General features: G+C 59.4%; 8 protein-coding genes. 1 reads left to right on the forward strand and 7 read right to left on the reverse strand.

Features of this window, described 5'->3' with window-relative positions; genetic code table 11:
- The 7 genes from L21_RS02680 to L21_RS02710 form a co-directional block, all read right to left on the reverse strand.
- The coding region (locus L21_RS02680; protein ID WP_218600623.1) for a hypothetical protein at positions 1 to 435 on the reverse strand (435 nt) is incomplete at its 3' end.
- A gap of 179 nt (positions 436 to 614) precedes the next feature.
- Complete coding sequence (locus L21_RS02685; protein ID WP_074368956.1) at positions 615 to 2,186, reverse strand: class I SAM-dependent methyltransferase; 1,572 nt, start codon at positions 2,184 to 2,186, stop codon at positions 615 to 617.
- 12 nt (positions 2,187 to 2,198) lie between these two features.
- On the reverse strand, positions 2,199 to 3,401 hold the full coding sequence (locus tag L21_RS02690) for an ABC transporter ATP-binding protein (RefSeq protein ID WP_074368957.1): 1,203 nt from the start codon (positions 3,399 to 3,401) through the stop codon (positions 2,199 to 2,201).
- On the reverse strand, positions 3,402 to 4,184 hold the full coding sequence (locus L21_RS02695) for an ABC transporter permease (protein ID WP_074368958.1): 783 nt from the start codon (positions 4,182 to 4,184) through the stop codon (positions 3,402 to 3,404).
- Positions 4,171 to 5,241, reverse strand: a complete 1,071-nt coding sequence (locus L21_RS02700; protein WP_074368960.1) for a glycosyltransferase — start codon at positions 5,239 to 5,241, stop codon at positions 4,171 to 4,173. The genes L21_RS02695 and L21_RS02700 overlap by 14 nt, the downstream gene beginning before the upstream one ends.
- On the reverse strand, positions 5,238 to 6,467 hold the full coding sequence (locus L21_RS02705; protein WP_074368961.1) for a GDP-mannose 4,6-dehydratase: 1,230 nt from the start codon (positions 6,465 to 6,467) through the stop codon (positions 5,238 to 5,240). The genes L21_RS02700 and L21_RS02705 overlap by 4 nt, the downstream gene beginning before the upstream one ends.
- Before the next feature lie 62 nt (positions 6,468 to 6,529).
- Entirely contained in the window at positions 6,530 to 7,606 is a 1,077-nt protein-coding gene (locus tag L21_RS02710; RefSeq protein WP_218600624.1) for a glycosyltransferase family 4 protein, read from the reverse strand.
- A gap of 380 nt (positions 7,607 to 7,986) precedes the next feature.
- On the opposite strand from L21_RS02710, the gene L21_RS02715 reads away from it, so the two are divergent.
- Positions 7,987 to 9,807 carry an ATP-binding protein gene (locus L21_RS02715; protein WP_074368963.1) on the forward strand — a complete coding sequence of 607 codons (1,821 nt, stop codon included), beginning with the start codon at positions 7,987 to 7,989 and terminating at the stop codon, positions 9,805 to 9,807.
- Positions 9,808 to 9,933 lie beyond the last annotated feature (126 nt).

Here is a 9,933-nt window from a genome sequence, read left to right on the forward strand (position 1 = left end):
TTCGCCTTTTGTGTCTAGTTTAGACTGGGATTGGACAATGTAGTTACTAATGCCTATAACCAGCGAAGCTTCTGGCAGATACTGTTTCCGTAAACTGCGTAACTTCTCCTGGATGATCAAAGATCCCCCGGAAAAACCCTCTAACGGAACTGCACCGCAATCCATGAAGACGACCTCAAGTCCTTTTCCTTTAAAAAACGGAATAGAAGCAAAAAACGGCCAACCTCCAATAAGAGCTACGCTGGGAAACGATGTATTCTCAAAATGTTCGAGAAAAGTGTTCTCGATCCATTTGGCGGTATTTTCGTTAGAATTTAAATAATCATCTGCGACGTCAGGGATTTCTATTATTTGCGAGGCAAAACTTTCCACGACAGCTCGATCGTATCGATTCGCTGTGACCATGACGGAGACGGTATGCCCAAGTTCTTTCAAACCCTTTCCCAATATAATTAGCGCCCTATCGACCCCGAAACGGAATAAAAACCGTTCATTACATATTAAAACATGCATAATCTCCGTCCCTCCTCAAACACAAATAATATAGCCATCTCTGCCACATTTAGACGCATTATCCCATTCAGTTCTCCGCAATGTGATGCAAATTTGTAGAGTTATTTTTTCCCAATTATCGCATAATCCTGAGCTCCATAAAGCAACCCGTTTAGGGAGTCAATGTTGCGGTTATAGGACTCAATGAACGCTTTTCTTTCGTCATCTATAACCTCAGTGGGGATCAACTTCTGAAGCGTTATTTCCGCTGGGACTGGAGATGAGAAACGTGTCTCCGCTTCCCTGAACCCCACAGCCCCAAGAAGGAATTTCAGCGTCTCCGGGTGAACCGGCCTGACATGGGTCATGTCGATGTAGAAGTTCGCAAACGAGACAAACGAGAGCGGGTTCACCGTCTCCGCAACGATGTGGTAGCCGAACTTCATCTTCCGGTAACAGAGTTCGAGCAGCCGGACAAGATAGGCGGGTTCAAGGTGCTCGACGACCTGGTCGATGAAGACTCCGTCGAGGCTCTCGTCCTCGAGCTGCTCCAGGTACGAAACCGCATCGTTCAACTCGACCGCAAGGCCCCGGGAGCGGCAGAACTCCACCATCGTCTCGTCGAGGTCGACGCCACGGGCCCCGATGCCCGCATCGCGCATCAACTCAAGGAACTCGCCCCGGCCGCAGCCGATATCGAGCACGTTGCTGCAGCCCTCGAAGTAGCGGACGAACGCCCGCTGCCGCTCCTTGATATCCTCCCGGGAGCCCCGGAAGTGGTCTTCGAAGACGAAGTAGTTCAGGCCGGTGCCGGCCGAGGGGGAGTCCGGAAGTTCGGCCTCCCCGGGTGCACCCCGGAGCACCCTCCCCTCAAGAACCTTCGCGAGCCACGCCCGGTTCTCGATATCGGTATCCATCGCGAGGAGTGCGGACTGCACCTGCTTTGCAACTTCAGCGCGGACCTGAGCCCCGACCTCTTCGGAGATCTCGGCCTTCGCCTGCGTGACCGCCGCCGTAACCTCGGCCCTGAGTCGCTCCTCGACCTCACGCGCGATCTCGGCTTTCAGCTGTGGGACAAACTCTGTCAACTCGGCCCGGATCTGCTCCCGGACCTCTTCAGCGATCTCCGCTTTTACCTGCGCGGCCAGCTCCGTGACCTCGTCCCGGATCTGCTCCTCCGTCTCCGATATTTCGCCCAGGATCTCGTGTTTCTGCTCCCGGAGCCGCTCCTTGAGCCTTGAGCGCACCTCCCCAATGGTCGTCTGGATCTGCCGGGTGGTGTCCTCCCGGATCTGCTCCCGGAGGGACTCGATCCCGGAGACCTCCCGGGCCACCTCCTCGAGCACCCGTCCGGTGGCACGGTTGAACTCGGCCTGCTTCCAGATCACCGGATCGACGTAACGCCGCACCTCGCCGTGAACAAGCTCCCGGCCTTTCACCAGAACCTTCCCGGCGACGGGGCGGTGGGAACTGATGAAGTAACTCCTGTTCTGGATGTCCCAGTTGCCGGAGATATAGGCGAGATCACGGGCGATCTCGGAGTTGCTTCCGGTAGGGTCCTGTGGGGGTGCCGGGTTCGGGTCAGGTGGATAAACTCCTGCCTCCTTCCGCCGTCGGATGTTCTCCCGGATCTTTTCCATAATCTCTTCGACGTTGATCTCGTCGTCCTTTATCTCAAACGGAGTATCGCTCATAGATTACCTTCCTCACCGCCGCCATACACAGGGAAGATCGAAGATTCCGGCATCCCTCCCTGTCGGGATGACGTCAAACGAATATGCCTTGTCCTGCCAGTCGTAGCGCTCCCCGCTGCGGGTGTGGGCCGCAACCGTCAGCAGGAACCGCCCGGCGAGCATCGGGATCCGGTCTATCTGGAGATCTATATGTCCCTCTCCGATTATATACTCGATCGAGACGTCTTTTAAATCGGTGTTCGTCCCGTAGAGATGCTCCCCGCGCTCGGAATAGAGAGCGATGCCGAAGACAGGATCCGGGACCCGGTCCCGGGCCAAGTAGAAGATCCGGATCGTCATCGGATCGAAGGCGTTGAATCGGGCGCTCTCCGCGCCGAACTTGTTAAGGAACTTCACGCCCGTGATCTTCACTCTCCCGTTCCCCGAGGGTGCTTCCTCGGCGGGAGGGGCTTCTTCGACCGGGTCGGCGCTCTCCGCCGGCGCCTCCGCCACCCTCCCGTAGATATACCGATCGATCACCTCGTCTGTCTTCCCGAGGGCCACCTGTTCCCCGTGCCGGAGGAGAAGCGTCCGGTCGCAGAACCGCCGGACCGACCCGAGGTCGTGGGAGACGAAGACGATCGTGACGCCTTCGTTCCGGTAGCGGTTCAGGACATCCATGCACTTCTGCTGGAACTCCATGTCGCCGACGGCGAGCACCTCATCCATCAGCAGGATCTCCGGATCGGTCTGGATCGCAGTCGAGAACGCGAGCCGCACCTGCATGCCGGAGGAGAAGTTCTTCAGTTTCGCGTCCCGGAACGTCTCGAGCCCGGCAAACGCCAGGATCTCGTCGACCTTGCCGTTGATCTCCCGCTTCGAGAGACCCATGATCGTGGCGTAGGTCCGGATATTCTCGACTGCCGTGAAGTCGGGGTTGAACCCGACACCGAGCTCGAGGAACGGCGTCAGCCGGCGGCCGACAGTGACCCTCCCCGACGTCGGCCGCATGATCCCGGCGAGGATCTTGAGGAGCGTGCTCTTCCCGCTCCCGTTCTCCCCGATGATCCCGAGCATCTCTCCCTCCTCGACCGAGAAAGTGACATCTTTTAAGGCCTGGAAGGTTTCGTAGTCCGTCGGCCTGAGGAGGCCGGTCAGGGCCTCGAAGACCGTCGTCCGCTTCTCGTGGGGAATGCGGAAGACCTTCTCGACGTGTTCGACATCGATGACGCTCATTCACATCTCCTCCGCAAAACGAGGCTCGTAGTGGGCAAAGATAACGTACCCGATTATGAGCGTAACTAAGGACATAGCCCCCGCGTAGAGGAGCGAACCGGCTGCTGCAGGAGTAGAGTAGATGATCGCGTCCCGTGCCGTCATGATGATGTGGGCCATGGGGTTGAGGAGGAAGATCCGCTGCAGCTCCTCGCCGAAGATATCGATCGGGTAGAGGATCGGCGTCGCAAAGAACCCGGCCTGGAGGATCACCGCCCAGATGAACTGGACATCGCGGTAGAACACATTCAGCGCGGCAAGAGCGAGCGAGAGCCCGAGCGACACGACGAAGAGGAGCACCAGGATCAGCGGCACGTAGATGAGATTTGCCGAGAGGGGCACCTGGAAGACCGCCATGAAGGCAATAAAGACCAGAGACTCGAAGATGCTCATGAGGAGCGCCGTGATGCAGGACGAGAGCACGAGTATCTCCCGCGGGAAGTAGATCTTCTGGACCATGCTCGGTTTCCCGAGGATCGCATTCAGCCCCATGGATGTTGCCCGGGAGAGGAAGTTCCAGAGGATGATGCCGAGCAGCAGGAAGAGCTGGTAGTACTCCACCTGGATACGCATCAGGTTCGAGAAGACCACATAGAGGACTACGAGCATCAGGAGCGGCTCGAGGAGCGACCAGAAGTAGCCCAGGATAGAGTTTTTGTAACGCTGCTTGAAATCACCCCAGGCCAGGGTCCAGATGAGGTTCCGGTAACCGTAGAGAGTCCTCAAATGATCAAACGCCATCATTCACCACACGCCGGATCCGGTCTGCAAAAACAGACAGGTCAAACAGTCTCGCCCGCGCCAGGCAGGCCTCCCGGTAACGCTCCGGGTCGGCCGAGACCGCCCGGACCGCCGATGCAATCCTTTCGGGGTCGGCCTCGACAAGCATCCCCGTCTCCGCCGTCACTGTCTCGCGGAATCCTCCCTCGTTCACCGCGACCACCGGTTTTCCCGCGGCCATCGCCTCCACCGGCGTTAACCCGAAGTCCTCGTCCAGAGCCGTGCAGACGTGGCCGCGGCACCGGGCGTAGAGGTCGATCAGTTCCTCTTCGGTGACCTCCCCCCGGATCTCGACGTTCTCCGGGAGGTCTCCCATGAGCCGGGCGGCGTACCGGCCCGCGTGGTCTCCGGCGGCGTACCCGCCGACGATCACCAGGCGCTCGTCCGGCATCGCCCTGAAGGCTTCGACCTGCAGCTCGATCCGCTTCTCCGGGTAGAGACGGTTCACCGAGAGCCAGAAGTCCCCGTAACCCTTGCAGTGGTACCGTGACACGTCGACGGGCGGGTAGATCACCTCCGCGTCGCGGCCGTAGCAGGCGCGTATCCGCTGCCGGACGTTCTCCGATATCGTCACGATGGTGTCCACCCGGCTCACCGAACGCTGGTCCGATCTCCGGGAGAACGCCGTCCACGCCCGGAACGCCTGCCGCGTCATGAACGCCTGCCGGGACAGAAACGTCCCGTAGAGGTCGTAAAACGCACGCACCGGCGTATAACAGTACCAGAGGTTCGGGTGGTGGTGCCGGGCGGCGTGGTGGCTCCAGTTCCCGGTGAAGATGAAGAAGTCGTAGTCGTCCGAGTAATCCGCGGAGCCGAACTTCCGGGCGGCGGAGATCTGCTTGAAGGGCGGGAGTTTGACCGTGCTTCCAAGACTCGTGACCCGGGCGCCGCCGTCCAGTTTCGCGGCCGCATCCGTGTCGGTCGTGATGACGTCGGCGTCAAGGATCTTCGCGAGGGCGAGGACGACCCGTTCGCCGCCCCCGATAGCCCCGAAGTAGTCGTGGAAGATCGCGATTTTCATACCCGCTTCTTCTCGTCCATGTAGAAGTTGAGCTGATCCCGGATGATGTCCTCGACGCTGTACGTGGACGAGAACCCGATCCGCCGGATCTTCGTCGTGTCCGCAAAGAGGATCGGGACCTCGGCGGGCCGGAACCGCTCGGGGTCGAAGAGGATCGGGATCTTTTTGTCGCCCGACCGGGCGATGATGCCCTGGTCGCCGGCGCCGAACTCGATCGCTCCCTCAAGCAGCATCCGGTCGACCTTCGTCTTCTCGAACGGCACGCCAAAGACGGCGGATGCGTCCTTCTCGGTCGGTGCCTCGACGGTCTTCCCGTTCTTGACGGTCTCGATCCGGTCGACCGGCATCCCGGCGTTTTCGAGGGAGAGGAGAATGTAAGAGAGGACGGAGGTCGTCCGTATCGAGCCCTGGTTGTAGACGTCGCCGGGATGGCCTGCGTCGGCGATCAGACAGTAGCCGTGGACGGTGTCCATGACGTGCGACCAGTCGCGGAAAGCGTTGACGTTCCCGATGGTGATGTGGTCGATATCTCCCGCCGCATACTTCGCAACCTGGTTCGTCACGACCGAGGTGACGAACATGCTCCCGCGCCCGGCCCCTTCGTGGTTGAAGGCCCGGGAGACGATCGCCTTCGTCCCGTAGGTGTAGAAGTAGTTCCTCATCAGGTGGTCGCCGTAGACCTTGCTCACGGCGTATGGCGACATGGGACGGAGGGGGTTCGTCTCCTTGATCGGCACCTCGGGGATCGAGACCGGCTCGGGATAGACTGTCCCGTACTTCTCCCGGGCCTGCTCGTACTGCGCCTCGGAACTGAAGACCAGCCCGTACTCCTCGGACGAGCCGGCAAAGACGATCGTCGGGTCGCAGTCCTTCCGACGCACCGCCTCGAGGAGGTTATTCGTGCCGATGGAGTTGATCTGGGCGGTCTCGATCGGGTGTGTGAACGACCGGGGCACAAAGGATTGTGCGGCAAGGTGGAAGATCGTGTCCGGCTCCGCAATATCAAGCGCCGTGGCCAGCCCGGAGATATCCTCCAGGTTTCCTTCAAGGAAGGTGATCCCGTTCTCGATCTTCTTCCATGCGATATTCTGGGGGATGGCGCCGTCAGCCCGCCTCCGGATAAGCCCGTAGATGTGCGCACCCTCATCGATCAAATACCTGGCCAGGTACGACCCGGCGAACCCGCTGATCCCGGTAATAAGAACGTTCCGATCCTTCCATGACATGCGATCTGCTCCCCAAATAAGCCCGTAAAAACCAAAGGGCGTAAATATAATGTCAGGGTTGGTTAGATATTTTGATAAACCTTCTCAAGTACTTCAACAATCCGCCCCCAGTCATACGCTGCCGCCGTGTCCCGGCAGTCCGCTGCCCGGGCACGATGCAGATCAAGCCCCGCGAGAATCCCCTCCCCGAGCGCCCCCGCCGAGAGCCCCGAGCGGTACCCATTCACTCCCTCCACCACCAGATCCCCCGCCGCATTCCCGGGGTGGTCCGCCGTCACCACCGGAACCCCGCAGGCCATCGCCTCCAGCGCCGCGATCCCGAATCCCTCGCGGGTCGAGGGGAGGACGAAGACGCGGGAGGCCTTCATCGCGGCGATGACCGAGTCATAGTCGGGGAGAAAACCGGCGAACGTCACCGCAAGTCCGAGGTCGCGCGCGAGGGCTTCCAGGGCCGGCCGCTCCGGGCCGTCGCCGACGACGAGCACCCGGAGATCAGGAACCTCCTCCCGGACCGTGACGAGCGCCCGGAGGAGGAGGTCGACGTTCTTCTCCCGGATCAGCCGGCCGGTGAAGATGACGTCCCACTCCTCCGCCGCCGGGGCGACGGCCGCGATCTTCGCGAGATCGATCCCGTTCGGGACGACCGGGACCGGCCCGGCGACCCCGAGGCCCGCGAGCGCCCGGGCGGTCGAGGGCGAGACCGCGACGTGGTGATCCGTGAGCCCGGCGGCCAGCCGCTCGACGGCCTTCCCGAAGACCCCCCGGCGCCCCAGGTAGTCATACCAGTAGTCGCCCCAGACCTCGTGCCAGGTGACCACGAGCGGGAACCCACGCCGCACCGCCGCCGCTTTCGCCGCAAAACAGGAGAAGTAGGGGAAGTTCTGGCAGTCGATGACGTCGGCGCCGGAAGCAAGAAGCGGCCGGAGCACCGCCTTCCCGAACCGGAGCGCCTGCGGGACCGTCCGACGACCATCGGCATAGAGCCCTTCACCCGGACAGACGCCGTGGAGGGTCACCCCGTCGCGCTCGATCGTCGCCGGATCGCTCCAGCAACGCATCCCGTAGACGTGGACCTCGTGCCCCCGGTCCGCAAGCCGGACCGAGACCTCGTGGATGCGCTTCTCGACCCCGCCCTTCACCCAGGGGTAGACGGCGTCGTAGACGTAGGCGATCTTCAGGCGGGTAGCCTCCTTGGGGAATAGGTTGCCGGAGGAGGGGGATAAGGGTATTCGTTTCGAGGGCGGGTTTGAGAGGAGGCGATCGGGAACGCGACCGCAAGTGAACCCCCGAACTTTCAGGACGGATGGCCCCCTCAGGAGTCACAGAGGTTCGCCTGATATATTGCTCGGGTTTCGACTCGCCCCTCATCAGGGCGAGGAACCGGCGCTCTGCCTCGCATAACTCCCGCAACCTTCTGGAGGCAAACAGGAAGTACCCTTCGTCCGGCATGCGAACAGTATATGGTTATCGGCGAAGACTGATCTGACATAGACCGGATATCATCTGCAGGAGTCGTAGAATGCGGGGTTGTGCGGAACTTCTATCAGAACTTAATACATGTGACGAACATTGGCGCATCGAAGCGAAAGAAACATCCAGAACTCTGGGGAAAACCGCCTCTCAGACGATATCGGCGTTCTCTAACGAGCCCGGTATCGAGGGAGGGTATCTCCTGCTCGGTGTTTCCCGCGACCCGGCTTCCGGGAACTATAGAGTTACCGGCGTCCACGAACCCGATAAATTACAGAGAGAAATTGCTTCACTCTGTGCCTCCGCGTTCAACCGGCCCCTGAGGCCGAATGTGCAGGTCTGCATGGTTGATGAAAAACCGATGATCGTGGTGTACATCCCCGAAGAAGTGCCCCATAATAAGCCCATTTACATAAAAGCGCAAGGTCTGCCGCGAGGCGCCTATCGTCGTATCGGCTCGACGGCTCAGCATTGTACTGACGAGGATATCCGGATGTTCCATACGAGTGCAGAACGGAGGACGTATGACGAGTCGGTTATTCCCGGTGCGTCATTGGATGATATCGATCCGCATGCAATCGATGAATACCGGCGAGCACGACGCGCAGCCAACCCGCATGCACCGGAGTTGAACTGGAATGATGGAGACCTTCTCCTTGCCCTGAAGTGTGCGGATAAGCAAGGCGATGAGCTAATCCCCACGTTGGCCGGGATTCTCCTCTTTGGAAGGGATATGGCAATCCGGAAGTATCTCCCGCTGATGCGTGTTGATTACATCCGCGTTCCAGGCCACAAATGGGATGGAGAGATCTCGTACGCGCTTGAGTTCCGCGAACCGCTGTTACGTGTGATTCCACGGGTCATCGCAGGTGTTATGGACGATATTCCAAGGTGCGTGGCGTTCCATGAGGGGTCCATCCAGCGGCACGAAAGACCCCTTATCCCTGAGCGAGTCGTCCGCGAAGCGGTTGTGAACGCGCTGATGCACCGAAACTATCGATCTTGCGGGACGATACGGATTATCCGTTATCCGGGAAGGCTGGAGATAACGAATCCTGGACACTCACTTGTTGAGATCGGCGATGAGGGAAGTATTACCTCTGTTACCAGAAATCCGGCCATTGCAGCGGTTCTGCACGATACAAACCTGGCTGAGAACAAAGGTAGTGGAATCCGGATGATGGTACAGTTAACCCGGGAAGCCCGCCTGTCCCCGCCGGTCTTTGAATCGAATCATCAGGCCGATTATTTCCGCGCCGCATTTTCCCTTCACCATTTCTTCTCTGAAGAAGAACTCGAATGGCTCCGTGGCTTCAGCGCTGCTGACTTATCCGATGAAGAGGCGATGGCTCTCGTCTTTGTCAGGCGGAACGGGTCTATCTCGAATGAGCAGTGTCGCGATCTGATCGAACTCGATGTGGTCGGTGCAAGCAAATTGCTCGGGAAACTCCGGGATCTGGGCTTTCTTATCCAGCATCCTCATGGCGCGATGACCTTCTATACTCCAACCGGGCAGCTCGGGGTTGCCCCTGTGTGCACGACTCACCAGCGGGTGGAGGTTTCGCTGGATGAGGAGGAGACTCTGAGTGTGGATTCTGAAGCAATCCTACCGGATATTGCCGAATCAATAAGAATGCTGGGTAAAAGGAGTTCGCCACAGGAAGTCATGCGAGTTATCGTTCAGATTTGCAGCGTGCGCCCCTCCTCTGCCGGGGAAATTGCCCAATTGGTTGGGAGAAGCAAAAAATGGGTATCAGCCAGTTACTTAAAACCGATGATACGTGACGCGCAATTGGAATACGTAATCCCCGGAGAGCCAAACCATCCGGAGCAGAAATACAAAGTGGGAAGAAGTGAACAGGAGATCTGAATGCAAACTCTGCAGGTTCCTCTCGCACTCCGGACACCGGAGGACTGCCGACGTGGGATGTGGGCAATAGTGCTCTTTTCCACAGGGATGCAAGGGATCTGAACACCGCTTACTGATCCACCCCGG

The organism is Methanoculleus chikugoensis (assembly GCF_900095385.1).
GTDB lineage: Archaea > Halobacteriota > Methanomicrobia > Methanomicrobiales > Methanoculleaceae > Methanoculleus > Methanoculleus chikugoensis_A.

Excerpts from the sequence above, each read along its gene's own strand:
- L21_RS02715 (WP_074368963.1), top strand. The coding sequence starts at position 7,987 with ATGCGGGGTTGTGCGGAACTTCTATCAGAACTTAATACATGTGACGAA.
- L21_RS02700 (WP_074368960.1), bottom strand. The coding sequence starts at position 5,241 with ATGAAAATCGCGATCTTCCACGACTACTTCGGGGCTATCGGGGGCGGC.
- L21_RS02685 (WP_074368956.1), bottom strand. The coding sequence starts at position 2,186 with ATGAGCGATACTCCGTTTGAGATAAAGGACGACGAGATCAACGTCGAA.
- L21_RS02695 (WP_074368958.1), bottom strand. The coding sequence starts at position 4,184 with ATGATGGCGTTTGATCATTTGAGGACTCTCTACGGTTACCGGAACCTC.
- L21_RS02690 (WP_074368957.1), bottom strand. The coding sequence starts at position 3,401 with ATGAGCGTCATCGATGTCGAACACGTCGAGAAGGTCTTCCGCATTCCC.
- L21_RS02705 (WP_074368961.1), bottom strand. The coding sequence starts at position 6,467 with ATGTCATGGAAGGATCGGAACGTTCTTATTACCGGGATCAGCGGGTTC.